The organism is Haloferax chudinovii (genome assembly GCF_042663345.1).
Classification (GTDB): Archaea; Halobacteriota; Halobacteria; order Halobacteriales; family Haloferacaceae; genus Haloferax; species Haloferax chudinovii.
The window spans coordinates 121,230-148,170 of the sequence record NZ_JBHTAB010000008.1; the positions used below are offsets into that span (position 1 = coordinate 121,230).

Here is a 26,941-nt window from a genome sequence, read left to right on the forward strand (position 1 = left end):
TCAAGGAATTGATTATCCCGTGTCTTAATCTGGTGGACTGAATGCCCCCGCAGTGTGAACTTTTTCCTCAAAACAGTCAGATATCCAGACACATTTATAGTAATCTAATGACGGATTGAAATCTTCGGAACTCGGAGAACGTTCTTCCTGAAGTTGCTCATTACTAAAATAGTCCAGCATTAGTGATGCAAGATCTATCTCTCCCGTTTCGTACTGGACGCGGTTCGTACTTTTGTCCCACTCAAACATCCCGAATCGCTTGTCTTCAATTTCGTAATAAGCCCTTATTACCGAATTACGTACCCCGATGAAAGATAGGTTCAATGGGTCTTCACCATTGAAATCACACGAAATGTGAGGTACTTGGAGTGTGAAACCAGAGTCAAGTTCGTCGTCTTTTATTAAGAGGAATTTCTTGGAGTCTTGCTCCATCGGAATAAGGCGTAGTCCACTAATTTCCTTAATGATTGATTGCCATTCTTTTCTTGATGCAAATATCCCTCTCGCCTCAGATTGTAGTGTTGAGAATTCTGGAGGGGAGACCATCTCGGGGTCCATCGTAGTATGCTTGAATGAGTGGGGTGTTTGTCTGAGGATTTCAACCCGAGGGAGGATTCCGAACGATTGGAACGTATTTGAGGAATCGTGCGACCAGAAAGCCACTACACGATTTGCAATGTGCCCACTAGCCCCAGTGTGTTCAGAGATATTGGAGGTCAATAGATTGGCAATAATTTCTACCAGACGATATCTTGAAGGATAATATTCAATTTGAAGAGGTTGAAGATTTCCATCTCCCAATTTGAGGTCCATAGGGTGTTCCTCGCGAATCAGTTCAAATGAGGATAAAAAATCAGAGAGGACAGGACCAAATTCTCCAGTTTGTGTTTGCTTGAAGACCACTTTGAATTGTCTCGATGATGTGTTAACTTTGACATCCAGTATCTCTTTGCTGCTTGCTGAAAATTTCCGCTTTATTCGGTGTTCACTTGGCAAATCATAATTTGCCTGGAATTCGATTACTACTGCTCCAGCGAAGGTATGGAACGGCGATAACAGCTTCAATATCCGGTACACTATAGAGTCGTTTTCTTTCACCCTAGCGTCAACGATGTCTACCCCATCGGTTTCTGTTGCATCATCACGAAGGACGAAATTTTGATAAAGTGAACTTTGTCTGTCTGTTGGCGAATCGGCGAGACCAATATTGAGACTGATATACGAAATGAGAACCCCAATCAATGTTGCGAGACCCAAAGGATTGTGACTAATGAAGTCCCAGATGGGGCTAGTCAGATAATAGGAAACCAGATCCCAAATAGAACGAATCAAATCTACTCCCTGCACACGAACCTCTTTACAAATCCAAGAGAATGTCTCCTGTGTGCTCCGTACCCAATACAAAGAGCCTCTCGGAATGTCTGCAAAACGTTAATCATCGTATCAACTTCGTGCCTCTCAAAAATGAAAAAGGTTCGTAATTATACATAAATTGATTTGTCGATTTTGCTTTTCAACAATCCCCCTCTCACCTCTCTTCTACAAGATGTCGACGAGTAATTGATTCCGTATCTTGTAGTCTCAAATGACGTGCAGGTTGAAGTCGTCTAATTCTGATCGTCCAACTGGCTCTCGCTCCGTGACGCGCTCTTCACGGTCTTGGTAATGTGGACAATGCTCCTTCCGACCTCGTTCGTGGCCTACGTGATGCGGTTCCAGACACCCGTTTGGTCCGGGGGTTGAACGCTCGCCCCATTTTCAACTATTTCTCGGCGTATCTCTTTATGTTGTCCCAGCAACAGATGCCCAGGGCCACTTCTTTGAGAAGATCGGGCATAATCTCATGCGACTCGTACAATTACGAGTTAGCATCGATATGCCCTCCGGCGATGTAAATCGAATTAAGGAAGCGAGTGTACAACTTGAGAGTGTGATACCGTTGAACCCACCGGTGGTCGGTGAATCTATCGGTGTCCACCTTGGATCGTGACTATGCTCAATCTGTTTCGCTCAATGCTCTTCTCAAGAAATGGTCTATTCTTTCCCTTCGGAAGGGGATAATATCCTAGACGGTGTAGGCGAGAATATTTGCCGGTAGATGACCAATGGGAGCCTATGCTACCGCTCGGATGGAACGGAATTCTGACAATCCTCGCCTTTCTCATATCTCTCTCTGTCGCTGCCTACCAGATTAAGGACTACCGGGCACGCCCTGCCAAGCCCACCCTTACTGACATCCACGAGCCGGGATTCAGAACACGGCCCAACAACGAATTTCCCGACGACCGCCGCGACGCACGATTCGAACTCCATGCGTCGATCGAAAATAAAGGCCGCAACCCGTTTACGGTCAGCCGCGTCGTCCTCAAACCCGAGATGGGCGACACCGTAGATCTGCACAGCTTGGAACGTAATCACGATCGATTACACACGTTCGAAGGAAACACACCCCGAGAAATCAGCTACAGCGGCGATACAACGCTTCCGGCAGACCACCCCGACGAGATAGTAGGAATTGTCCGAATCGAAACACCAGCCGGAAACGACGAGCTATCTGCCACCTTCGATCTAATCGAACGACGTTAGGTCTGGTTCTGCAGGTGTTCATGGCGGTCGATCATCGACTCTCCCAATGTCTCTTCGCACGCCCGAAAGACAACGTCCACCCAGAACGCATCACTGGGAGCGGCTTGTCGTTGACGTCGATCCTCAGTCCTCAAATATCGGCCACTCGAATGAAATGTATTTGGAACGACGAAAGTGAAATCCGATAACCAGTAAGCCTCAATTCGGTTTCTTAGCGCCTCGATGGGCGAGGCGCTCTCTTCTGGGCGCTTCGGAAAACACCATGTCTGAACCCCTACTAGCAAGACTCGACCCAACGAAGCGTGTCCTGAAACGAGCCCAGTACGAAGCCTTCGAATTCTCGTTATTCGGCGGGGATGTGCTTGTACGCAATGCGAGCCACGCAGATCCCGAAAACCACGAATACAACGTACAAATCGTCGACGGCCTACCAACATCGTGTGAGTGCCCAGCGGACAAGAAGTACGCTGGACCGTGCAAACACCGTGTCGCCGTCGCAATTCGACGTCCGGTCCTCGATGCCGTCGAGCAAATGCAGATGGTCGCAGACGGTGGTGTGGTCACTAACGAACAACCGAAGACTGAGGTGGAAGACGGTTCAAAACCTCAAAATTGCGACTGTGAGATGTTGGATGACGACTTCCCATGTTGGGCTTGTGTTGAGAGTGGCAGACGCGAACTTCCCAACTGACTGGACGCAGAATCAACCTGTGGCAGTTGATAAGAACTCTTTTACAAATTAGATACTATTGACACTTGCCGTTATCAGGGGCACACCATTGGTACGGTCAACATCTCGTGTTGACCTGCCATTCTCGTTTCGGACCTCGACAGTCTGTATCGGTCAAGGAAGAGATGAGTGACTTCCTTGCTCTGTTCTGTGAGCCTCCGAAGAACTGAGGAGAGGGGATAGTTGAAGGTTCGCCGATCACGTTGGCAGCCCCGGGGGCAGGGGATTGGGGCTGTCTTTGGCACGCGATTGGCTGGTTTCTGTCCGTAGGGAGTTTGCCGCACCGTAGGACCAGACAGACAATCCTACGGACGTAGGGCTTGGGCGCTAGATATCCTGTTCATTCGGTTGGTGTCAATATACGCGCCGTTCACACGTTGCTAAGGTACCTGTCCAAACTTCCTGTCTGAGTCTTCGAGGTCCGTGAGTTGTTTTTACCCCCGAGGGGTGCGGGGCGAACAACGAGTGCCTTGCAGATGACCAATGGCAACGAGAAATATCTACGCGAGTGGTTTCGACGAAGATGTACCGGCTAACACGAACAACGCCTGCCCAGATTGCGGCGGTTGCGTGAGAACAAACACGCTCGAAACTCTTTGCGAGGAGTGTGGACTCGTCATCAACGAGTATCAAATCGACCATGGGCCAGAGTGGCGAATCACTGAGAGTGACGAGGAGAGTCAACGGAGAACTGGAGCACCACTGACGCCGACTCGGCATGACCGCGGTCTCTCATCCGAAATCGGTTACAAACGAGACGCTGGTGGACGAACGCTCTCCGGGAAGAAACGACAGCAGGTTTCCCGGATGCGCCGTGAACAGTCCCGTGGGCGATTCCAGTCGAAAGCTGAACGGAATCTGGCTCTCGGATTGGGTGAAGTACGTCGGATTGCAGGCGCTCTCGCGTTGTCCGATTCGATTCGTGACCAAGCGTGTCGACTCTTCCGCAGTGCCCAGAACAAAGATCTCCTTCGTGGCCGGTCAGTTGAGTCGATTGCAGCCGCGAGTATCTACGGTGTGTGCCGGTGCAACGGGCTTCTGCGAACACTCCAGGAGGTTGCTGACTTGGCGCGTGTGGAGAACCAAAGAGTGGTGAATGCGTACAAAACGCTGAATACGGAGATTGGACTCCCAACACGGCCTGTTCGTCCTCGTGATTTCATCCCGCGACTCGCATCCGAACTTGCTGTCCCTAACTCGGTTCGTCAAGAGGCGCTGGATTTGGCTGAGGTGTCGGAGTCTCTGGGTGTCACGACGGGGCTCAAGCCGTCTGGGTTTGCAGGGGCCTGCCTGTATCGTGCGTCTTTGGGTGAAGCGTTCCGGCTTACGCAAGTCGAAGTTGCGCAAGTGGCTGAGGTTTCAGTCCCAACAATCAGGGCTCATTCAAATACGATCCAGGAGACGATTCGGCGACACTCGTGAACCAACCCAAGAATTGGATTGGCAACTTTGTCTCGGCGTTTTCCATACCGTGTCTACTCGACAGCCGTGTCGTATCTGTTAGTTTTGTGTGCGCCGGCGATGGGTGCCGGCGCAGTTGAGTCGTGAGACAGTTGGAGAACGACTGAGTGCGCCAGCGAGGGACCAAAGAATGCATCAGATAATCTACGCGCTCGTAGGGGCATCGACGACAGATGAAGCACTCGCAGCGGGACGAAGCGTCTTCGACCGACTCGTGGGAACTTCGCCCGAATACGGGGCTGTTTTTGATTACTACGTGACGTTCGACGACGATTCGACGAATGTTGCTGGGAAAGCACGCTGGGGAGAACTGCCCATCGCGGAATCAATCGATTCTGACAGTGGCCAAGAGTTGCTTGAACGTGGCTGGGAGGCGACGAAACAGGAGTTCGAACGGAACCTTGAGCGAGTCCGGGAAGGCATTCAGGACCTCAACACCGAGGCAATCATGCGCGACAAGGAGTTGATTCGGCACGCTTGCTACAACCTTGGGGCGTACCGTGGCCCGTCACTCTTCTTGTACGATGAGTACGGCAGTGCGATTCGTCATCGCGACCAGCTCGATCGTGTCCTCGAGTCCGACGAGCAGATGTGGATTATCCCGGCGGACGTCCACTACTAAACTAAAAAACGCCCGACAGAACAGGCACTACGCTCTTAACCAACAGAGCGCAGCCACCGCCGTATTTGTTGGTTAAGTAGATGGCGGACCTACTGACTCGGTGAGTTCCGAGTGAATTTTTTCACCCCCAGAGGGGTGCGGGGGACAGAGAACCTTCGCAGTAGACCAATGACTGACGACAACCCAACAGCGACGGAATCGAATCGAGAGGAAGCAACCCAGACGGAATACGTCGAGCGCAGCGATGTTGGTGTCTCATTGACGGTGAAACTGAAGCGAGGGACGGCGACAAGAGACCAAGACGAACTGACGGCCAAGGTCAAAGCACAAACGCTTGCAGAAGCCCGCGAAGACATGGACACGCTGCGAGCGTATCTGCACGATCTCGCCGAGGACGTTCGGCAGATTCAACCCGACGAGGGAGCAGAATAGGTCGCTCAGAGAGCTGGTTTTTGTGCCACAGAGGATTGAGACCCAATCTAACTTAGCAAACTACCAGGCGACGCTCTTGCCGGATATCGACGAGAATCAGCAAACGCTCGCCGGCACCGAGGCGGCTGTCCGCTGCTTGTCCGGAGATTAACCAACAGAGTGGAGTTGATTCAATTTTGTTGGTTAACCGTCCGCAGCAGTGTTTTTTCGCCCCTGAGAGGTGCGGGGCCGCAGAGTCCCGCAGGTGACTCCCTGTGTCCATTCACGACTTCTCCGGAGCGACCAGCGACAGCGCGATAGATGCCTACGCCGACGCTCGACAGACCGAATACGTGGCGTTTCTCCATCGCGTCCCGTTTGCTATCGACGTGTTTAACCTCGGCTTCATTATCTGCTTTCGAGAGGGTTGCAGATACTAGACGTCTTTCGAGACTGTATTCTAGCTGATCGCGCTGACCGATTTCGACCACGTTTAGTTGGGTATAATCTGAACCACCTCAAATTATTTCTATATTGGGTGTATAGAGGTAGTCATGAGTGATAATTCGAGCCGAAAATGGACCGAGGTATTGTCGGCGGCCGAGCGTGTCGAATCTGTTGCGCTCACCGTAAGTGAGCCTCGGACGGCAAATTGGGTCGCTGCAGAGGCTGAGGTGGCCCACGAGACAGCCACAAAGTATCTTAAGCGACTCACAGAAGACGGGAAATTGATTGCGGACTCACGAGGTCAGCAAACCACCTACGAGCCCGACCCCGTCGGTCAGTATCTCATCGAGATGCGCGAACTCTATGAAAACCATTCGCCCGATGAACTGGCTTCGAGTCTTGAGGACATGAACGAACAGATTCGTACGTGGAAGTCAGAGTACGACGTCGAGACGCCGAATCAATTACGCGCAAGCCTCGGAGATGCAGAAGATGTTGGTGACGAACGCGAACGCCGTCGGGCTGCACGCGAGTGGGATCACCTCGCGACGCGTCGCCGTCTCGTCGAAGATGCGCTTCGACTATACGACCGATTCCCCGGGGAACCACGCTCTGCCTCCGCATGAGTGTACCAGGTGAAGAAAACCCGGCTCTTTATCGAACACTCAAAGACATCCTGGAGCGACAAGCCGAGGTCGTTTCAGTCTGGTTCGAACCGGACGCAATCCAGAAACGGTACCTGGCTTGTGAGATCGACCCACAGCGTGTCGTCCCATCAAGTGGGCCCGAACCCCCGAAGCTTGAGGTCCATTGGAAGCTCACACCCCCACACGATGAGTTCAGGATAGACTACGCTGATCCAAATTTGGACTTCCACTGCGGTTGGCACCAAGACGAGGATCACAATGACCTCGGTTCGGCGCACTTCCAGTATCAGACCGCTTCGATGGAGACACCTCACCACGAGGGGGTCGTGTTCGAGACAGAGTCTCCTCCGAAACTTCTCTGGAAGTGTTGTGAAGAACTCTTCGAGGATGTAATTCCCACATATACGTCAGGCCTTTAGTCAGTATCTCAGAATAGCTGCTGATCCACGGCTTGTGTCGCTGTGGTCGATTCAATGATTATGCGGTAGACGACAACTGAGATTTTATCATCCCCCTGTTGGGTGCGGGGCATTTCCTATGAGATGTCTCGTGAGTAACTGATGTCAACAACTGATGAGCTTGTGGTGTCGTTCGACGACTCCGACACCCGACGTGACGAGATGCACAGTACCATCGAACAGTGGATCGACGACCTTGTCGAATCCGTCGACGATGCACAAGCGAGCGCAGAGTTTCAGGCGTGGCTTGATATCCAACGGCAGTTCCACGACTATTCGTACAGAAACACGCTCTTAATCAAACAGCAGTGTCCGGAAGCGACGAGAGTCGCGGGCTATCGGACGTGGCAGAACGAATTCGACCGTCACGTCAAGGAAGGCGAAAGCGCGATTTGGATTTGGGTTCCAATCATCGCTAGACAGTGTCCTGAATGTGAGAACTCCCCGAGCTACCACGAAAATATAGACTGTGATTACGACGAAAGCCCACCCGAAGAATGGTCCAAGGGTTTGGTCGGTTTCCGACCAGCTCCAGTCTTCGACAGCTCGCAGACAGAAGGTGAGGATCTCCCAAGTCTCGATACGAGTGCGGAGGGTGACGCAGAAACACTTCTTCCGGCAGTGTTGGACGCTGCTGAAGAAATTGGTGTCGAGGTTGAACTCGTCTCGACTGGAGAATGGAGCTACGGTGATGCGAAGGGCGTTTGTCGTGAATCACCAGACGGTGGCTTCCCAATTGTCGAAGTGCTTCGCCGGGACAATGACGCAGCAATGGCGTCGACGGTAGTCCACGAGTACGCTCATGCGCTTCTCCACGTCGGCATCGATGATGATACCGAACGGTCGAAGCGTGAAGTCGAAGCAGAAGCGGTAGCATACGTTGTGGGGAGGCACTTTGGTCTCGATATGGGTGGTTCGGCGTTTTACCTTGCCACCTGGGAGCGTGATGATGCAGACGTGATTCGTGAGCGACTCAAGCGGATTAGTCGAACGAGCCAAACGCTCATCGAATACATCCACGAGAACTACGACATTTCTGAAGCCCAGTAGTTGGTTCTTCTCACGTTTGATTGTCCTCCGAGAAACTCTTGATTCGCACAATCGCTTAAGTAGTCGTATTTAAAATACAAATATAATGTCCCACGAAGCACGCCTCGGTTCTCTCGAGATTCAAAACGTGGTTGCATCGAGCGCTGTCGGTCAGGAGTTGGATTTGGAATCGCTCTCGAACGACGTCGCCGAAGCGGAGTTCAACCCCGATAACTTCCCTGGACTCGTCTACCGGACCCAAGATCCCAGAGCAGCGAATCTGATCTTCCGGTCTGGCAAAATCGTGTGCACTGGGGCAAGTAGCGTCGACGAGGTCAACCGTGCGTTAGAACAGGTGTTTGAAGAGCTCGGAAGTCTTGGAATCCCGATCGATGACCGCGAAGAGGCAACGGTGCAAAACATCGTCTCGAGTGCAGACCTTGGAACGAATCTCAACCTGAACGCACTTGCGATTGGCCTTGGACTCGAAAATGTCGAATACGAGCCCGAGCAATTCCCCGGCCTTGTCTATCGGATCGACGAACCGAAAGTAGTGGTCTTAATGTTCGGATCGGGGAAGATTGTCATCACAGGCGCGAAGAAGGTGGACTTTGCACGTGAGGCGATTCAGGTCGTCAGCGACGAGATTGAATCGCTTGGGTTACTCGGCTGAGCGCCGGAGCGTTTTCTCCGGAAACGGTGGGGTGTGTTGTTCGGATACCAGCGGTTATTCGGGGAATTACCGCCAGAACGTCAACGAACCAAGCGAACATCATCCAGACGCGCCCAGTGATGAGAGTCCGCCTGAAATTCTGCCACCTCGTCACTCATTGTCGCCCTCACCGGGACAGTTAATAGTACATCATTGAACCACCATCTCACTTGAGCGACCCTGTCGCCTTGAAATGGAAGAAGGCAGCAGTTGTGTACGGTTTGCTTGCTGTTTCGACTTGCGCTTCGACTGATTGGGAGTGAGATGTGCGGCGTATCACTGTCGATTCCCGCGGTGAAGGCTCGAGCTTCGTCGACACCCGTTGCGAATGACCTGATGTTTCGCCGGTCAACACATTCACAGGCGTTTCGGTCTCGTCTGTGAACATTAGACATTGAATCACGAAGCCCTGGGTGGGCTCAGTCACCCTGCCTCAAAAAACAAACCCTGTTGCTCAGATGGAAGATCGCTCAGAGATCTACTCGACCGTCACAGTGCCTGTCATCCCCGAGCTTTCGTGTGGAATACACACATACTCGTACGTCCCAGTAACGTCAAAGGTGTGTTCGTACGTATCACCGGTAGCGAGCAGCCCTCCACTCACGTCGTTTCGTGCGGACCTTTCAGACTCGAATCCTCCACTAGCGAAATACACTGCCTGCGTTGGTATCCTGTCCTCGTAGGCCGTCACTGTATGCCCGACATCGCTATCGTTCACCCATCTCACTGTTGTGCCGGCGCTTACAGTGAGCGTCTTTGGGTCGAATTCGAAGTCTTCGTTCATCGAGACACGTCTCGTCCCGTCGGGGTTGGTGTTGGACGAACAACCCGCGATTGCCGTTGCTACAAGAGTGCTTCCACTGAGTTTGAGCATTTGCCGTCGATTCATCTCTTGTATAATGGTTAGTCTGGGGGGTTTAGAGTGCGACGAAGAGGTCTGTGACGTACATCACGACAAGTCCGACGAGAAACGTCACGAGATTCAGCGCAGAGCCGACACGTCCATTCCGGCTGACCATCTCTCGAAGTTCCCAGATGACCTGCAGGATCGCTCCCACGCCAACGGCGAGGAAGAACGCCCCGAGCGTCGGAGAGAAGGCAAGGCTGCCCAGCCAACCACCGAGGATGACCGGAGCGCCTGCAATGAATCCCAGACCGACGAAGTGGAGGACGTTCGGACGCTCACCACGTGCAACGGGTGCGACGACAGCTGGCCCTTCAGTCACGTTGTGAAGCATGAAGCCGATGACGAGGAACGCACCGAGTGAGACACGCCCGAGGGCGAACGAACTCCCGATGGCGAGTCCTTCGGCGAGGTTGTGCAAACCGATGCCGAGTGCAACCAGATAGGCCACCCACAGGCCGCTCTGTGCACGCTCGTCGCCAGCGGCTGCCCGACCTTTTCGCCATGCACTGACGGCCTGTACGGCGAGGAGTGCGCCAATGATACCGAGTGCAACGAGTGCAGGCCCCTCGAACGCGCCCGGCACTTGTTCACCGAGTTCGAATGCCTCGAACCCGGCATCGATAGCGAGGAAGGCGAGGATACCTGCCGAGAAGGCGAGAATCGCGTGCAGCCAGCGGTCACTCATCGATTGCAGGAATGGGAACCACAGCATCCCGAGTGCGACCGGGATGACGCCGACGAACAGCCCGATGACGGCCATCGTCAGTAAGAGGTCACCTGTCAGCCCCGGTGACTGGCTTGGCGCGACGATGGTGTGGTGGACTGTGCTGCCGTCCGAGAGCATCAAGGCCACGTCGAGGTCCCAACCCGGATTCCAGTGGTACGGGATGACGACCTGTGCGCTCTCGCGCGGCGCAAGTGTGTTGTCTCCGCCCGCGCCTTCGACGTCGAAGTTCCAGTATGCGTCGGCGACGAGAACTTGCGAGATGGTTACATCGTTTGGCCCGTTGTTCGTGACGTGGACGACGACAGTCTCGTCACTCGGGAGGGCCGTGTGCGTCACCGTCACGTCGGGGAGGGGTTCGCCACCGGTGTCGAGCGATGCGAACGGCGTCGCCGCGAAGAAGCCACCAGCGATGAGTCCAAGGAGGATAATCGGGAGGAGTGCAGCGACCCACTTGGGTAGGCCCAGCGGGCGCTCAGATTTGTTCACGTTCGTACCGCCGTCGGTGTTTGGTTTGCTCATTTAGATCACCTCGAAGAAGCTCATCCAGCCGAGTTCAGCGAACTCTGACTGGTGGGCATGGAACATGTACAGTCCCGGGTCGTGGTTGGAGTAGTCCAATTCGATGATACCGCGCTGTGCCTGACACTGCATGACCGTATCCACAGTTTGGAGCGTCGGGGTCAGCGTAGTCCCGTGGTCGTAGTAGTCGAAGAACTGCGAGTGCGTGTGGAAGGAGTTGATGAGGTCGAACTCAATCGCGTTGACGAGATACACCCGATGGCGCTGGTTTTTGTCGAGTTGAATCGGGCGCTTAGTCTCACCTGCTTTCCAGTTCCCTTGCCCGTCGGTCTCGCCGACGCCGTAGGCGAACGCTCGTGTATTGACGGCGTACACTTCGTTGTCGCCGTCGAAATTGGTGTCGAACCCGTTCATCACCATCACCATCTCGTTGACTGCGTCGTTTTCGGGGTACTCGTGATTCCGGCTCTTCGCTTCCGCGACGAGTTCTGCGCGGAGTTCGTCGGTTATCTGCGACCGGTGGAAGTTGCAGTACTCCTCGGGTCGCTCGGCGACGCGCTCGGGGTCCGGGTCGATAATGATCGACCCGTAGAGTCCACGGTGGATGTGCTCTTTCAGCGGGAGCGAGTGGCAGTGGTAGAAGTGCGTTCCCGCCGGTTGGGCAATCCACTCGTAGGTAAACGATTCGCCCGTGTTGAGGACGCCCGGCCCGTTCGTCGGGATGCCGTCCATCTCGGGGTTGAGATTCCGGAGGTGCGGGTGGATGGTGTGCGCGTGACGACCGAGGTTGGTGAACTTCACCCGGATGAGGTCACCTTCGACGGCCCGAATCGTCGGCCCCGGAACCTGTCCGTTGTACGCCCACGCGGAGAACTCGATACCCGGTGCGATGGTGACCGTAGTATCGACGGCCGTGAATTCGAACTCGCGAACGGTCCGGCCGTTCTCCTCGTAGATGTCTTGTGGAACGTTCTCCTGCTCGCCACGGCCCGTGTTGAACTGATAGAGAAACTCGTGTGGGTCAAAATCGAGGTCACGGTACTCACCGACAGCACCGAAGTTCCCGTGTGAGTCCTCTCCTGGACCATGCTGCTCGTTGCTGTCTGCCCGTCCGACGCCAGTGAGAGCGGCACTCCCTGCAAGACCTAGCCCCCCGAGAACTGCCCGTCGAGTGGTCTTGAAATCTGATTCGAGCGAATCAACTAGTCGTTGCTCCAATCTCTCCGATAGCTTTGCTGCTTGTGAATAATCTTGTGAAGGCATGTATTACGCCTCGTTGTACTGTCTGCGTTCGTTTTCAGCCGGTTCAGCAGGCCGTGATACGTATATGTCTGCAGCGACGCCAGTTGGGAGCGAGAGGGGTTTCTCTGTCGTCCTCACTTCGCATGTGATCATCCCGAATGGTGCAGTCTCGACCACTTCGAGTTCCGTTCCAAGCGAGATTCCAGAGTTCGTAAGATACGACAGAACGTCTGCGCTGCTCTCTCGCACTTCAGAAACGATCGCAACTGTTCCCTCTTGACACTCCGCTAACGATTGCTGTGTCTCGCACTCTCGAATTTCGAGGTCTGCTGTAGGAATCGGTTCTCCATGTGGGTCTACTGCAGGCGACCCAAGGAGCACTTCGATTCGCTTGACTAACTTCTCGCTCAGATGATGCTCGAGTACGTCTGCTTCGTCGTGTACTTCTGCCCAATCGTATCCGAGTTTCTCGGTTAGGAAGAGTTCGAGCAGTCGATGGTTGCGGAGCACTTTGATCGCCTGCCTCTCACCGAGCGTGGTGAGACGAGCACCCTGATAACTCTCGTAGTGTACGAGACCATCGTCGTCCATTCGCTGCAACATCGTTGTCACGGTTGGTGGTTTGACCCCTATCGCGGACGCAATTTCGGATGACGCGGCCGGGGTGTCTCTGTCCTGAAGACGGTATACTGCCTTCAGGTAATCTTCGACTTTTGGGGTCACCATGGGAGAGATTTTGACACCTCTAAATAAATAGTTTCGTATTATAGCCTTATTGTTTAGAAACTATCAACTACCCAATTTGTACTTTCATACTCACTGAAGGATCCGCACGACGAAACGTGGGAAGACGAGTTCCAGACGAAGCTGCGTACTTTGCAAGTAGTGGCTTCGAGTCAGAGCGTGCTGCGAGGGACCGGGTTATTGAGGGACCTATCGCTCAAGGCGAGGGCTACTAAAGAAGTCCGTGGGCATATAGCCTATTACCAAGCTCACGGACGTATTCGAGAGCTTAACCAGAATCGTTTTTCGGCTGACTTACTTAGCACCGGGCAATGACAAACGAGAGGGGTATCCCTCGCAGAGAATTTCTCAAGTCGGCCGTCGCAATTGGAGGTGCAGCGGCGTTTAGTGCCTGTTTGGGCCGTGAAGGGGTTGATGTCCCGACGGGACCGGATGATCTCTCGTCGTATCCACAGGGACAGCACGCTTGGAATGAAGCCCTGCCACGGGACGACCATGGGAACGTCGTCGCTCCGAGCCATCGCGTGCTTCTCTATCTGAATTACCGACGGGATGGGCAACCGAACGAAGACGACCGTGAAAAGGTTGAAACAGCTCTCCGTGGCATCGAACACGCCTACGAGCGAAGCGGCGATGGGTTATTGGTCACGGTGAGCTATTCCCCTGCATACTTCGACCGATTCGACGAATCACTTCCCGAAGGTGTTGACCTCCCCGATCCGGGAGCACTTGCTCCGTTCGAGGATCCTGAGTTCGATACGCCGGACGCAGTCGTCCATCTCGCGAGTAACACGGCACAGGTTGTGCTCGGTGCTGAAGAAGGCCTCAAAGGAAACAGATCGACGCTCAACGGGACCGAACAACCCGATGCGGCGTTGACCGACGTCTTTACCATCGTCGACCGGCGGACGGGCTTTATTGGGGACGGGTTACCGGCGGAGAATGCAGGTGACGCTGAGGGGGTTCCAGCCGACAAAGTCCCCGAAGACGCACCCCTGTTTATGGGATTCAAATCGGGGTTCAAAAAGAACCAGGCCAGTGAAGACCGCGTGACGATCCAGTCGGGCCCGTTCGCCGGTGGAACAACTCAACACATCTCCAAGCTCCACCTCAACCTCAACCAGTGGTACAACCAGGACGACCGCTGGCAGCGTGAGGCGAAGATGTTCTGCCCATATCACGCCGAGAACGACGTCATTGAGGGTGCAGGCGACAATCTCGGCGACAGTAGTAAAATCGACGACTGTCGGCCGACCGATAAAACTGCCCGTGAGATGGGCGTCGTCGGCCACGCTCAAAAGTCCGCCCGTGCGCGCGATGATAATAACTCACCGCTCATCCTTCGACGTGACTTCGATTCTACCGACGATGGCGCTGCTGGCCTCCACTTCCTAGCGCTCCAGCGACAGATCATCGACTTCGTCCACACGAGAGAAGCGATGAACGGAACTGATGTCACCGAGCAGTCGGCCGTCGGTCAGCGGAACAACAACGGCATCCTACAGTACATCCGTACGGAACGTCGCGGTAACTTCCTCGTCCCTCCGCGGTCGTTGCGTGCGCTGCCGCCTGCACAGCCGGTTGAGAACGCACAGGAGGTGACGCATGAATCGTCGTGAGGTGCTTCAGGCGATCGGGGGCACGTCACTTGTGGGGCTCGCGGGGTGTACTGGCCTATTTGAGACGCAATCGGCACAAACACCGCCGCTTCCCGAGAATCGGCCGGACGCAGTTTACTATCCGAGTCACTGGGAGGGTATGAAGATGCCTGAAATGAAGGAACAGAGCGGATACAAGTGTGCGCTCACGTACTCATATGCACACCGGTTCTGGCTGATGAAGCCGAATGGGCTCACAAAGGTCGAGATTCAACCCGAGAATTCGATCCATCTCATGCCGGTCGTTTGGGATACTCAGACCGGAATTATCCCACCGGACATCAATCCACAGCTCACGATCACGCAGAACGGCGAGCAAGTCGACCAGTTCGCGCCGTGGCCGATGCTCTCCCAGCCGATGGGCTTTCACTTCGGCGATAACGCACAACTCCAGGGCGACGGAACATACACTGTCGAGGTCAGCATCGGCGGGCCGTCGACGCGACGGACGGGATCGCTGGCCGAGAACCAGGGGAACGCATCGTTCACGTTCGAGTTCGGATTCAGCGAATCGACGCTAGATGAGATCTCGTATACCGACATCCCCGACGATAAGGAAGGCACGAAAGGTGCCGTCGACCTAATGGATATGACGATGTTGCCGAGTTCGCAGGTGCCGAAGCCAGATGCACTCCCCGGCGACGTCCGTGGATCGGGGACGAGCGGGGACGCGAAGTTTGTGGTTACGATCCTCGATGACGCGTCGCGTTTCGGTGGTAACGAAGAGAAGAAGTACCTCGCTGTTTCTCCACGCAGCCCCTACAATCGAACGATGCTCCCGATGATGTCGCTTTCGGCGAAACTACAACGTGACGACACGTCGGTGTTCAACGGAACTCTCCAGGCGACCATCGATCCAGAACTCCGCTATCACTACGGAGCGATGGTCACAGATGTACAGACAGGAGATGAGTTGACAATTGAAGTCAATTCACCGCCGCAGACGGCCCGTCATGAAGGATACGAGACGGCCTTCGTTGATATGCCAAACGTGCAGATGACGTTGTAGTTCCAAAGATGTCTTTAGAATCCTATTCGAAGTCAAACCTATGGAAGAAAAGCACCTGCTACTGGTGGCGTTACTTGGCGTTGTCTCACTGCTGGTACTCGCTGGATTTGTCCTTCGCCTGGTGTAAGGATTCACAGATTGGCAGTTACAGGCACTTCCGGTTGACGACAGCGGGCGCGAATTGATATGGACCAACCAAACATAACATCACAGATGAGAAGATGAATCGACGAACGTTTCTCAGACAGGGAGCCGCACTTTCAGGTGGACTGCTGCTGTCTGGTTGTCTGGGTCGGCTCGGGTTCGAGACGCAGTCTGCGTGGCGTGACCCACCGCTCGTGGAGGATCGACCTGCCGCCGTTTACTATCCCGCGATTATCGAAGGGATGGGAATGTATGGGACGACGACAGCCGGTGACATCGGATTTGCGCTGATGCACTCGTTCCCGCACCGTTTCTGGAACCTCACCGGCTCACGCAAAACGAAAGTCGTCGTCCAATCCGACGATTCGGTGCATCTGATGGCGAGTGTCTGGGACACCGAGACGGAGACGATCCTCCCAGTTGACGTCTCTGTCGAAATCAGTAACAGCGACGGTCAAGTGTCCTCGACCAACCTCTGGCCGATGATTTCGCCGAATATGGGGTTCCACTACGGCGACAATATTGCTCTCCCAGGGGAGGGACAGTACGATGTAACGCTCCAGATCGGCCCGCTGCAGACAGCTCGTACGAATCCATTCGATAGGCGATTTACTGAGGGAAAATCAGCCACGATGCAGTTCACATTCGATACCGATGAGACGTACAATTTAGAGATTCGTCGGTTAGGGGAAAAAGCGGGCACCCGCGGGACAGTCGATCTAATGGATATGGAAATGATCCCTGAACCGGTCGTACCGACAAAATCCGAGCTTCCTGGTCAACTACTCCACGAAGGGCAATCCGGTGACGCGACGATGCTCATTGCTCTCGTTGACGGTGACCATCGGTTTAGTGATAGTGAAGGCCCATTCCTGATTGTTTCTCCTCGAACACCTTACAATCGGGTGATGCTCCCGAGGATGGCTCTGTCAGCAACACTCAACCGAGGAGGGGACACAATCGCACAAGGGACACTCCAGGCGTCCCTCGATCCCGATCTTGGGAGTTTCTATGGGATGGATATTGATGATCTTAACTCGGGTGATACGGTCAGAATCACTGTAGAGACACCACCCCAACTGGCGCGGCACGATGGCTACGAAACCGCGTTCATCGATATGGAGCCGATCGAATTCACTGTTGAGTAAAGTTCCGGGAGACGGTGTCTGTCAGTCAGTGTGCGACCGGCTGAATCCTCGAAACCACCAGAATCAGGATAGATATGGGGGTGTCGCACCAGGAAGTGAGAGAATCCAGAGGCTAATGACGGTGTAACCGATCATCACAACAACGAACGGGTACTGGCTCCGGATTGCGACGAGACGACTCGAGAAGAGTTCGTAGGCGGTCGCGTGCGCTGCCCAGATGGTGAGGAGATGCCCGACGAGCACGTAGGCGATACTCAAGCCCTCGAACCATCCCGGTGGAGACAATGTCAGGGGGTTGGCTGGGGGCGACAGTGGGGAGACAATCGCCATCCACAGTGCCGGACTGAGGGACACGGCCAGTCCGGTGTAGTGAGCGAGGTGATATCCCGCTGCGATGGCCAATAGCGAGGGTGCAAACCGAAAGGCGATGCGTTTCGCTGTGATGTATGTCCCGGTCCGTCGCCGAGAGAGTACGCCCGCATACCAATACGCGCCGAAGAAAACGACGTAGCCACTGACGAAAAGGAGTGTGTAGATGAGGATGGCACGGGTCTGTACGGCGCCCACTCCAATATTGGAGAGGCTGACGAATGTCTCGATAGTTGCTGCACCCGTCCCGGTCGTGATGAAGCCACTGTACGTGAGCTCCCAGATTAGCCCAATGACGAACGCAACATCGGACGTATCTGTAATTAAGTCGGAGTCCGTCAGGTCGCTACCAGGCAGTTTTACGGTGAGCTTCCCGTCCCGCCGTTTTACAGGAGCGACTGCCCCGAAGAACCGGAACAGGACAGATATCGGATCTACGTTCTCGAACCACGCGTCGGGGCCAAAGAGTACAGCGCCTGCGATAGTGACTGCACTGTAGCCGAGAATAGCAATGGATAGTACTGTCGGAACCGTGCTGACGGGAAAGATTACCTCAACCCATACGAGGAGTAATAGGCCACCAACTGCTGGCCAGCGGCCTAATTCTTCTGGATACGTTCGGTATCCAGTTGGGAGCAGCGAGACAATCCCTCGCCACGGGTTCAGCACCGGCCAGAGATTACCCCCGAGATACGTGAGCATTGGCAAGCCTGCCCGAACGACAACGAACGTGACGAGGATGGTGAAGCTTGCTGTCGGAAGCTGTGGTCCCGTCACTCCGAGATATACTGCCAGTCCGAGGACGAGGATTCCGAGCCCACGACCGACCCATACTAACGGCGTCCACCAATCGTTGACTGTCGGGCCGGGGAGCGACCAGTTGTGGAGATAGCGGATAAACGCCCGATCAGTGACGAAGCTCGTAAGTAGGGCAGAGGCTCCGATAGTGGCGCCTCCAGTGGCAAGATACAACCATCGGGGGATAGCAAGGGTATCCCGTGACTGCTTCGAGAGCGTCATTCCGTTCCCAGCAGCGACTGTTTCAGTGAATAGTATCAGTATCGTGACCCACGTTACAAACAAGACGAGAAGTCTAAGCTTAGTATTCGATAGGAACCAATTCCAAAGTCTCGACTCTGGACAGGACTGTGTGTGTCCCTCGCTGCACCCCTCGTAGTTCGTGTCTGGGTCAGGCAAAGATGGCATACGTATTTAGAAGACCGAAATACAGGAGCACGAGGGCTCCGAGTGCTTTTATCCGTAGTGTGCGTAACTCGTCTTCTTCGTCTGATCGAGCAAAGAGATATGTGTCCTTCTCGTCAGCATCCAGCTGCTGGGGATGTTCTAAGCCTTTGTGGAGGACGAGACGATCAGTCGTTGGAAACGGGTGTCCACAGTAATCGCACCTACTCGCGGGTGATTCGCTCCGTGGAATAGTAGTGCCTTCGTATGACATAAGCTCGAACGCTGTTGTTCGGCCGTATGCCATTCAGCGTTGAAACCGTTCTGGTTTGACGTTCGGACTTTTCCATCGATCATTGAGCTACGTGGCGCCACCAATAGTCGAAGATCTTCGATTACAACAGATCTGCTATTGAGGACCGAAGTTGTCCAAGCACTCCTTTTGACGGCGGGGAGGTGGACTTTGGTTCTGAGTGGTTGTGCTCAGCCGATGGCTGACTCTCCTCTTCACGGTCTTCTTCGTAGGCGTCGCAGTAGATGCACATTGGAGAGAACAAGCAGAGCAACTGTAAAAAACCGCTTGACGACAGCATAAGAGATAACGTGGAACTACACTTTTGATTCGTCAAAGCGAGAAAGAACTAGTACGATACCAAGAATCACACCGAGCCCGATTGTCGCTGCTGTTGCCCCATAGAGTGCCATACCCGGCGGTGTCGGATGAAAGAGAACGATGTCAAGAACGGAAATGTGCTGAATCTTTGAGCTCGTTCCAATAATTAATCCGAGCCCAGCGCCGACGGCGATCCCGACGAGTATGACGAGTCCAAAGATTCGCTTTCCACTCAGAGTACGTACCGTATCGCCCATATTGGTTGGTTGTAGCCGATAGTGTAAGAACGCTCTTGTTCGGCTTGGGTTATTAATTGATAGCGTTCGAAATGATTTCATCAGGAAAAATAGGGCGACGCGATAACAGTCGGTTTATTATGTTCGTGGCCGTAGCTTCGGTAATGGCCACTCAATTTGAGAGTCACCACGCCCACATCCAATCGCCAGGAGTGTGCCAACGGATGTCTGCAGCGGGTGTCCCCTGGAGACGGCCGATGGCGTCTCGGAATGGACGTAATCAGAAGAGAGGACTCAGAGAAGCAAGTGAACTCCCGTTACTACCCGACAATGAGTGACGAGTCCGACACCAATTCAACCTACACCGGAGCGAGCCCGTGGCCGCTCTTCGTTGCCCTCGGCTTAGCACTCTCTGAGGTTGGTGTTGTCCTCGGACTTCGTCCAGTATCCGTCGCGGGACTGCTGCTGTTCGTCGGGTCGGTTGCCGGCATCCTGACTGAAGCAGGGTACGTCTCTCGACCTGCGCGTGCGGCTGGGGTGCAAGGAGTCGCACTAGTCGGCATTGGGATTACGTTGGTACTTCAGAATCAGACCGGGACGACGGTTCGCGGACAGTCGATTGCCATCGCAGGCGTCCTCAGCCTCCTCGGTGCACTGCTCTGGGTGGGATTCATTCGGACACGTGTTCGAGATTCGATGGCGACGATTAAAAAGACAGACACGACATCCGATTGACTCCACTACCTGATACAAATGGAATTTAAAACGACAACAACCGCGGTCGCATTCATCATCCTGCTCGCCGTTCTTGTCGGCGGTACGGCAATGAGTCCGATGAGTACGAGTACCGTTGCGATGGTGAGCATCAGCCTCGTCGTCTTCGGTGTCCTGTCGCTCGCCCTTGGCATCAAACACGGAGAATATCGGGCAAGTCACGACCGATAATGCATCATAAGCCTTGTTTAGCTGAAAGAGAGGGCGCTAAGCCCCCTTCCTCAAGGAGCGACCGAAGTGTAGCGAAGGAAGCGAGTAGGCCGGAGAGGAAACCGACATGGTACGACACAACCGACGTACTGCGACCGGTCGAACTGCCGTCGTGAAACTCACCATTTCCGACGAGCAACGCGACGCCCTCCACCGAACCCCGACTACTGTTGGTCCGGTACTTCGTACACCGAGTGCAAGATCAACAAACGGCAGGTTCGTGACGCGCTGTACTCCGATCTTCGAGGGGAGACAGACCTACAGGCACAACTCGTCCAAGCCGCCATCAAACGGGCCGTCGAAGCCGTCAAAGGTAGTGTCGAACGCTGGAAGAAGGGACAGCGCGTCTCTTGTCCCACGTTCACCGCCGAAACGATGGGTTACGACACGCGGAGTGCGACCTTCTACCGCAACAAGGTGTCGCTGACAACTGTTGAGGGCCGGGTCGAACCCTCGTTCGTTCTCCCGGCAGACAGCCCGACGCCCTACGAGCGGTACGTCCTCTCCGAGGACTACGAGTTCCGCGAGAGTACACTCCGGTACGACGCGGCGACAGATGAGTTCTACCTCAACATCTCAACCCGGCGGATTGACGGCGTTGACGAGACGAACGTCTCGTCCGCACACCAGAACGCAGAGCGTTCTGGGGACGTCGACGCAGAGGTTCCGACAGATACCGGGCACCCCGACCAAACGGTCCTCGGTATCGACCTCGGCGTCAACTCACTCGCCGTTTCCTCCACCGGCACGTACTGGCAGGGAGACGACTACGACCACTGGTGCCGCGAGCTCGAGAAACGACGAGGAGAGATGCAACAACGCGGCACTCAAGCCGCGCACAACACCTTACTTCGACTCGGGAAGCGCGAAGACGCATGGCGGAAACAGTACATCCACACCGTCGCCAACGAGCTTGTCGCGGAAGCCGTCGAACACGACTGTAACGTAATCGCGTTCGAGGACTTAACCGACATTCGAGAGCGGCTTCCCCACGCAAAGTGGCACCACGTTTGGGCGTTCCGACGCCTCTACGAGTACGTCTCCTACAAGGCCCCAGAACAGGGTGTCTCCGTGGAGCAGGTTGAGCCGAACCACACGTCCCAACGGTGTTCTCGAACGAACTGTGGGTTCACGCATCCGAACAACCGCTACGGAGAACACTTTGAGTGCCAGAAGTGTGGGTACGAAGTGAACGCAGACTACAACGCCGCGAAGAACATTGGGATACGCTACGCCCGAAAGCGGACACACAGACTCCGTTCGTCGCCCAAGTCGGGGAACGGAGACGCAGAAGTAGACCTGCGTATAAATGGTGGGACGTTGAACGGCAAGAGTTACCGGCCTGTCGCTGGCGACTGATTGCCGGGAGTCCACATCAAAGCCCCACCCTCAAGGACCGAGGCGCGTATGCACTGAGGGAGTAGGGTGGGGTAGTTTACTAGGTCAAATGGGAACCGAACTGGCTGGCATGATTCGGTTGAATTATACCCCACGGAACAATCTCTCAGCGTATGAACAAGGTACTTGGCAACGCAATAGTCGTGGCAATGCTACTCTTGCTGTTAATGATGTACATCCCGTATGTATTGAACCCAGACCCGGCAGGATCGCCGACGTCGAGTTTGATTGTTAATGGTTCTCTTGGGGCTATCATCATCCTCACCATCACTCTCGTTGGGATGGTGATGAAGGACGCTGATTTCGGCACACACTAGTCAACCACCAAGCAGCACGACGATGAATCAGTAGCAGATTTTCGACTGAGAGGAAGGAATATCCAGCTAGAGTGTCGTCGGTAGGTTGTCGGACAGAGTGTCGGATTCATTCCGCTCCTAAAGGCATGGGTATTCTCCTTACTCATTTTGACATCCTCCCCGCCCTAAAGGGCGAGGATTCCCGAGCGTTGGGATATTAGGGTTTGCAACCCACCTGTTCGCTCGGTGCGAAACGCCCCGAAGTTTGATTGAACAGGTAAACTGCTGGCCGTGCCAAACGACCGTTACTCATATCCTCCGTCGGAGGACTCTGAGTTATCTTTCTTCGAATGTTGACTGCACCATTCACGTCTGCATTCATCGTCGCCCCGCACGATTCACAGACGTACAAGCCACGCTCCACACGGTTCGCATCACGCTTCCGCCCACAGCACGAACACGTCTTCGACGTATCTCGCTCTGAAATGCGGTCAACGAGGATACCGTGTTCCTCTGCTTTGTACTCCAATAGCGTCGTGAAGCGGTCGAACTCCCACCCGTGGAGTTTCTTGTTCCCACGCTTGCCCCAGTTCCGAGAGTCACCGTTCTCGTCCTCACGAATCTTGCTCAAGTCACCGATGGCGATGCGACCGACCTCGTGGTCGATACACTGCTCAACGATGTGCTTGGCGAGGGCGTGTAGGAAGTGGTCTTTGCGCCGAGACAACTTCTGTCGGGCACGAAAGGCACGGCCTGACGGGCCGTTCTCGCCCTCCGTGTCATACTCGTCGCGGGTGAAGTAGTGCTTGTCCTGTTTCAACACGTTCCCCGGATACAACTCCGCATCACCGTCGTCGTAGGCGATAGCGAGGTAGTTCTTAATGCCGAGGTCAATTCCAGCAGTGTTGTCGCCGGGTACGTCCTCGACGGGGATTTCGACCTTGCAGACGAGGTGAAGTTCCCAACAGTCGTCGTTCCACACGGCTCGAACCTGCTGGATGTTCTCCACGGTCACGTCCGGTCGCGTTTCGTACTCTGCGAGGATGAAATCAGAGCGGTGGTTCTTCAGGTTGAACCCTTTGCTCAGACGGAGTTGGTTGTGCTTGGAGTCGTGCTTGATTCCGTTCTGTTTCCACGTCACGGTGGAGCGTGGGTGGTTGTCGCCTCGCTTTCGGTAGCCGGGCGGATTTGCGTCTGTGTCGCCGTTCTTGCGTTTTTTGAACCAACCGTTGAACGACTCAGCGAGTTCTTCGAGAACGCGCTGACTTGACTGAGAATGGAGGTCACTATATCGTTCGTGGTCTTTCAATTCGCGCTTGAGGTCGGCTTCGGACGGGATCTCGTCGGTATCATCCCATTCTTGTTGGATGTGGTAGCGGGCGACGTTCCACAGTTTGGATGCTGAGTGTCCGCAGTCATCGAGGTCGTCACTCACCTGTTGATGATTGACGATTTTTGCTCGATATGTACGGGTGGTTTCCAGCATTGGACTGTGTTCATAAGCACTTATGAGAAATTGAGTATTAAAAGCAACGACTGGGGTGGGGAATATCCGGTAGTGCCATCGACGGTGGGTTGTGTAGGGATTGTCGGCTGTATCCCGCGCTGAAGGGCGGGGTTTTAGCCTTGTAACTTCGATAAGCGACGGTGCTTTTCTTCAATAAAATTCGTTATAACAAGAAAGGTCGCGTTCGTACCTCCTACTCGCCACCAGAATTGGGGAGACAAGGATGGCCCGATGAGTACCAGTACGTTGATGATGGTAAGCGTCGGTTTCATCCTGTTTGGAATCCTTACGTTCCTCCTCGGGATTAAAACACGTTGAGTATCGAGTAACCCGGACGTAGGTCCGGGAATAGACCGAACCAATGCCAAGAATAATAATTTAATCTCATGGTTTTATTAACTGTTGCCATTACAATGCCGTCTGATAGCAGCCGATTTAATAAGTCTGTAGTGGATAGCGGAATGTAATGACCTCACCTGACGAGGAATCCCACGACGGAAGTGGCGAACCACCGGATCACACCCACGACCACGAAGAGGATTCTCACGACCATGGTCATACACATGATCACAATCACGATGATCACGAACACGTTCAGCACACAGGACAAAAAGAGGATGACGTTGTCCCATCGATAGACGAGGGAGACGTTGCACAGTTCTCCGTCCCGGAGATGGACTGTCCATCCTGTGCAGGAAAGGTCGAAAACAGCGTCGAAAAGCTGGATGGAATCGATAGCGTCGATCCGCAAGTGACGACAGGAACCCTCTCTGTGTCCTACGACAGGGGGAAAACGACGCCAGATACGATTGCCGAGCGTGTCGAAAAAGCCGGATACACGGTTGAGGACCAAGGAAAAAGGACCGCGGCGTTCTCAGTCCCCGAGATGGACTGTCCCTCCTGTGCTGGAAAAATAGAGAACGCCCTCGATGCTCTCGCCGACATTTCGAGCTACGATACCCAGCCGACGACTGGGAAAGTACTCGTCACGTACGATGGGACGTCGCTCTCACCATCTGATATCGTCAGTGCGATTGAGGGCGCTGGCTACGATGTGACCGACTCGACCGCGACCGACACGGGCACTGAAAGCGATTCCACTGACGACCGCGAGAGTATCTGGACCAGCTCGCGGGCGATCAAAACGTGGATTAGCGGTGGATTCGTCGCGCTTGGACTCCTCTTTGAGTTCTTCGCCACCGGCCAGAACATCCTCGTGGCTGAAATCGTCGGCCGCGAGCTACTCATCGCAGATGTCCTCTTCCTCGTCGCCGTTGGAACCGCTGGCCAGGTAATCTTCCGTAATGGCTACTACTCTGCGCTAAACCGTAACCTCGACATCGACTTGTTGATGAGCATCGCCATCAGCGGTGCCATCATCGCCAGCCTCGTCTTCGGCGAGTCGCTCTACTTCGAGGCCGCCACGCTCGCGTTCCTGTTTAGTATTGCTGAACTCCTCGAACGCTATTCGATGGACCGCGCACGCAACTCCCTTAGAGAGTTGATGGATCTGTCTCCGGACGAAGCGACGGTGAAACGGGACGGCGAAGAGGTGACGGTTCCCGTCGACGACGTGGATACCGGTGACATCGTCGTCGTGCGTCCAGGTGAAAAGATCCCGATGGACGGAGACGTGCTCGATGGTGAAAGTGCCGTCAACCAGGCCCCCATTACCGGCGAGAGTGTACCCGTCGACAAGACGCCGGGGGACGAGGTATACGCCGGCACGATTAACGAACAGGGGTATCTCGAGGTCGAGGTTACCTCTGAGGCGGGCGACAACACGCTGTCCCGTATCGTCCAGATGGTCGAAGACGCCCAGGCGAACAAAACCGAACGCGAGCAGTTCGTCGAGCGGTTCTCCTCGTACTACACGCCGGTCGTCGTCGGCTTCGCGATCTTGGTGGCGGTTATCCCGCCCCTCCTATTCGGCGCGTCGTGGCCAACGTTCATCGTCTACGGGCTTACTCTGCTCGTGCTTGCGTGTCCGTGCGCGTTCGTCATCTCGACGCCCGTCTCGGTCGTCTCGGGGATCACCAGTGCCGCAAAGAACGGTGTCCTCATCAAAGGCGGGAACCACCTCGAAGCGATGGGCGCGGTCGAAGCGATCGCGATGGACAAGACCGGGACGATCACGAAAGGCGAGTTGACGGTCACGGACATCGTCCCGCTCAATGGCAACAGCGAGGGGGACGTCCTCCGATGTGCCCGAGGGCTGGAATCGCGGTCGGAACATCCCATCGGTGAAGCGATCGTCGAATTTGCCGAGGAGAGCGACATCGGGACACCAACAGTCGACGACTTCGAGAGTATCACCGGAAAGGGCGTCGAGGCCGACCTCGACGGCGATAAGCACTACGCGGGCAAGCCTGGTCTCTTCAAAGAACTGGGCTTCGACCTCGCGCACGTCCACGCCACGACCGATGGCGGTGTCGTCACCACGAAGAGCCGTCAAATGTGCGAGCGCAATGGCTGTCTCGACCTCCTCGAGGAGACTGTCCCCGAACTCCAGTCACAGGGCAAGACCGTCGTGCTCGTTGGCACCGAGGACGAACTCGAGGGCGTAATCGCCGTGGCCGATGAGATACGGCCCGCAGCGAAGCAGTCGATCCAGCGACTCCACGACCTCGGTGTCGAGCACATCATCATGCTCACTGGAGACAACGAACGGACCGCACGAGCGATCGCCGACGAAGTTGGTGTCGACGAGTTCCGGGCGGAACTCCTGCCTGATGAGAAGGTCGAGGCAATCAAGAAACTCGACGAACAGTACGACGGGGTTGCGATGATCGGCGACGGCGTCAACGATGCGCCAGCCCTCGCGACGGCGACCGTGGGCGTCGCGATGGGCGCGGCCGGAACGGATACCGCGCTTGAAACGGCAGATATCGCGCTCATGAGCGACGACCTCTCGAAGCTGCCGTATCTATATGAACTCTCTCACGACGCAAACAGCGTGATTCGGCAGAACATCTGGACGAGCCTCGGCGCCAAGGGGCTCCTCGCAGTGGGCGTTCCCTTTGGCCTTGTGCCTATCTGGGCAGCTGTTCTCGTCGGGGACGCGGGGATGACGCTCGGTGTCACCGGGAACGCGATGCGCCTCTCTCGTATCACGCCGGGTACAGATACCGAAACTAACGCTTTGGAGGGGTAAG

25 protein-coding genes and 1 pseudogene are annotated in these 26,941 nt (G+C 54.8%); 17 read left to right on the forward strand and 9 right to left on the reverse strand.

Going from position 1 to position 26,941, the window contains the following annotated elements; genetic code table 11:
• Nucleotides 1–24: 24 nt before the first annotated feature.
• Nucleotides 25–1,347 (reverse strand): hypothetical protein, encoded by a 1,323-nt coding sequence (locus tag ACFQI8_RS14430; RefSeq protein ID WP_390245957.1) that lies wholly within the window; start codon nt 1,345–1,347, stop codon nt 25–27.
• Between the two features lie 768 nt (nt 1,348–2,115).
• On the opposite strand from ACFQI8_RS14430, the gene ACFQI8_RS14435 reads away from it, so the two are divergent.
• The 9 genes from ACFQI8_RS14435 (at nt 2,116) to ACFQI8_RS14475 (ending at nt 9,064) form a co-directional block, all read left to right on the forward strand.
• Complete coding sequence (locus ACFQI8_RS14435) at nt 2,116–2,586, forward strand: hypothetical protein (RefSeq protein WP_390245959.1); 471 nt, start codon at nt 2,116–2,118, stop codon at nt 2,584–2,586.
• Nucleotides 2,587–2,848: 262 nt separating this feature from the next.
• Complete coding sequence (locus ACFQI8_RS14440; protein ID WP_390245961.1) at nt 2,849–3,277, forward strand: SWIM zinc finger family protein; 429 nt, start codon at nt 2,849–2,851, stop codon at nt 3,275–3,277.
• 522 nt (nt 3,278–3,799) lie between these two features.
• Nucleotides 3,800–4,738, forward strand: coding sequence for a transcription initiation factor IIB (locus ACFQI8_RS14445; protein ID WP_390245963.1), 939 nt, complete (start codon nt 3,800–3,802; stop codon nt 4,736–4,738).
• A gap of 169 nt (nt 4,739–4,907) precedes the next feature.
• Nucleotides 4,908–5,399, forward strand: a complete 492-nt coding sequence (locus ACFQI8_RS14450) for a hypothetical protein (protein ID WP_390245965.1) — start codon at nt 4,908–4,910, stop codon at nt 5,397–5,399.
• A gap of 168 nt (nt 5,400–5,567) precedes the next feature.
• Complete coding sequence (locus tag ACFQI8_RS14455) at nt 5,568–5,831, forward strand: DUF7389 domain-containing protein (protein WP_390245966.1); 264 nt, start codon at nt 5,568–5,570, stop codon at nt 5,829–5,831.
• 533 nt (nt 5,832–6,364) lie between these two features.
• Nucleotides 6,365–6,883 carry a DUF7342 family protein gene (locus ACFQI8_RS14460; RefSeq protein ID WP_390245968.1) on the forward strand — a complete coding sequence of 173 codons (519 nt, stop codon included), beginning with the start codon at nt 6,365–6,367 and terminating at the stop codon, nt 6,881–6,883.
• Nucleotides 6,880–7,323 carry a hypothetical protein gene (locus ACFQI8_RS14465; protein WP_390245970.1) on the forward strand — a complete coding sequence of 148 codons (444 nt, stop codon included), beginning with the start codon at nt 6,880–6,882 and terminating at the stop codon, nt 7,321–7,323. Before ACFQI8_RS14460 ends, ACFQI8_RS14465 begins: the two co-directional genes overlap by 4 nt.
• A 141-nt stretch (nt 7,324–7,464) precedes the next feature.
• The gene (locus ACFQI8_RS14470; RefSeq protein ID WP_390245972.1) at nt 7,465–8,412 is read left to right on the forward strand and encodes an ArdC-like ssDNA-binding domain-containing protein; all 948 of its coding nucleotides are present in this window, start codon (nt 7,465–7,467) and stop codon (nt 8,410–8,412) included.
• An 85-nt stretch (nt 8,413–8,497) separates the two neighbouring features.
• Entirely contained in the window at nt 8,498–9,064 is a 567-nt protein-coding gene (locus ACFQI8_RS14475; RefSeq protein WP_390245974.1) for a TATA-box-binding protein, read from the forward strand.
• A 205-nt stretch (nt 9,065–9,269) separates the two neighbouring features.
• Here ACFQI8_RS14475 and ACFQI8_RS14480 read toward each other — a convergent pair whose 3' ends face one another.
• From ACFQI8_RS14480 to ACFQI8_RS14500, 5 genes are all read right to left on the reverse strand, one after another.
• Nucleotides 9,270–9,491, reverse strand: coding sequence for a DUF8025 family protein (locus ACFQI8_RS14480; RefSeq protein WP_465261722.1), 222 nt, complete (start codon nt 9,489–9,491; stop codon nt 9,270–9,272).
• Between the two features lie 90 nt (nt 9,492–9,581).
• Nucleotides 9,582–9,887, reverse strand: a complete 306-nt coding sequence (locus tag ACFQI8_RS14485; protein WP_390245976.1) for a plastocyanin/azurin family copper-binding protein — start codon at nt 9,885–9,887, stop codon at nt 9,582–9,584.
• A 133-nt stretch (nt 9,888–10,020) separates the two neighbouring features.
• Complete coding sequence (locus tag ACFQI8_RS14490) at nt 10,021–11,256, reverse strand: ZIP family metal transporter (protein WP_390245978.1); 1,236 nt, start codon at nt 11,254–11,256, stop codon at nt 10,021–10,023.
• Nucleotides 11,257–12,519, reverse strand: coding sequence for a multicopper oxidase domain-containing protein (locus ACFQI8_RS14495; RefSeq protein WP_390245980.1), 1,263 nt, complete (start codon nt 12,517–12,519; stop codon nt 11,257–11,259).
• Nucleotides 12,520–12,522: 3 nt separating this feature from the next.
• The gene (locus ACFQI8_RS14500; protein WP_390245982.1) at nt 12,523–13,224 is read right to left on the reverse strand and encodes a metal-dependent transcriptional regulator; all 702 of its coding nucleotides are present in this window, start codon (nt 13,222–13,224) and stop codon (nt 12,523–12,525) included.
• A 329-nt stretch (nt 13,225–13,553) separates the two neighbouring features.
• Here ACFQI8_RS14500 and ACFQI8_RS14505 point away from each other — a divergent pair, with 329 nt between their 5' ends.
• The 3 genes from ACFQI8_RS14505 (at nt 13,554) to ACFQI8_RS14515 (ending at nt 17,201) form a co-directional block, all read left to right on the forward strand.
• Entirely contained in the window at nt 13,554–14,861 is a 1,308-nt protein-coding gene (locus tag ACFQI8_RS14505; protein WP_390245984.1) for a DUF7405 family protein, read from the forward strand.
• Nucleotides 14,848–15,909, forward strand: a complete 1,062-nt coding sequence (locus ACFQI8_RS14510; RefSeq protein WP_390245986.1) for an iron transporter — start codon at nt 14,848–14,850, stop codon at nt 15,907–15,909. Before ACFQI8_RS14505 ends, ACFQI8_RS14510 begins: the two co-directional genes overlap by 14 nt.
• Before the next feature lie 221 nt (nt 15,910–16,130).
• On the forward strand, nt 16,131–17,201 hold the full coding sequence (locus ACFQI8_RS14515; RefSeq protein ID WP_390245988.1) for an iron transporter: 1,071 nt from the start codon (nt 16,131–16,133) through the stop codon (nt 17,199–17,201).
• Between the two features lie 63 nt (nt 17,202–17,264).
• Here ACFQI8_RS14515 and ACFQI8_RS14520 read toward each other — a convergent pair whose 3' ends face one another.
• Together ACFQI8_RS14520 and ACFQI8_RS14525 are read right to left on the reverse strand one after the other, a co-directional pair.
• A complete protein-coding gene (locus ACFQI8_RS14520) occupies nt 17,265–18,776 on the reverse strand; it encodes a hypothetical protein (protein ID WP_390245990.1) in 1,512 nt (503 codons plus the stop codon).
• Between the two features lie 585 nt (nt 18,777–19,361).
• Entirely contained in the window at nt 19,362–19,622 is a 261-nt protein-coding gene (locus ACFQI8_RS14525) for a DUF7520 family protein (protein ID WP_390245992.1), read from the reverse strand.
• Nucleotides 19,623–19,931: 309 nt separating this feature from the next.
• On the opposite strand from ACFQI8_RS14525, the gene ACFQI8_RS14530 reads away from it, so the two are divergent.
• The 4 genes and pseudogenes from ACFQI8_RS14530 to ACFQI8_RS14540 all read left to right on the forward strand — a co-directional run bounded on the left by ACFQI8_RS14530 (nt 19,932) and on the right by ACFQI8_RS14540 (nt 22,300).
• Entirely contained in the window at nt 19,932–20,336 is a 405-nt protein-coding gene (locus ACFQI8_RS14530; RefSeq protein WP_390246055.1) for a DUF7541 family protein, read from the forward strand.
• 18 nt (nt 20,337–20,354) lie between these two features.
• Nucleotides 20,355–20,546 carry a DUF7333 family protein gene (locus ACFQI8_RS19530; protein ID WP_465261723.1) on the forward strand — a complete coding sequence of 64 codons (192 nt, stop codon included), beginning with the start codon at nt 20,355–20,357 and terminating at the stop codon, nt 20,544–20,546.
• 106 nt (nt 20,547–20,652) lie between these two features.
• Nucleotides 20,653–21,944 (forward strand): annotated as a pseudogene (locus tag ACFQI8_RS14535) (RNA-guided endonuclease InsQ/TnpB family protein).
• A gap of 152 nt (nt 21,945–22,096) precedes the next feature.
• Nucleotides 22,097–22,300 carry a hypothetical protein gene (locus ACFQI8_RS14540; RefSeq protein ID WP_390245994.1) on the forward strand — a complete coding sequence of 68 codons (204 nt, stop codon included), beginning with the start codon at nt 22,097–22,099 and terminating at the stop codon, nt 22,298–22,300.
• A gap of 196 nt (nt 22,301–22,496) precedes the next feature.
• Here ACFQI8_RS14540 and ACFQI8_RS14545 read toward each other — a convergent pair whose 3' ends face one another.
• A complete protein-coding gene (locus ACFQI8_RS14545) occupies nt 22,497–23,765 on the reverse strand; it encodes an RNA-guided endonuclease InsQ/TnpB family protein (protein ID WP_390245996.1) in 1,269 nt (422 codons plus the stop codon).
• 487 nt (nt 23,766–24,252) lie between these two features.
• Here ACFQI8_RS14545 and ACFQI8_RS14550 point away from each other — a divergent pair, with 487 nt between their 5' ends.
• Entirely contained in the window at nt 24,253–26,940 is a 2,688-nt protein-coding gene (locus ACFQI8_RS14550) for a heavy metal translocating P-type ATPase (RefSeq protein ID WP_390245998.1), read from the forward strand.
• Nucleotide 26,941: the final 1 nt, after the last annotated feature.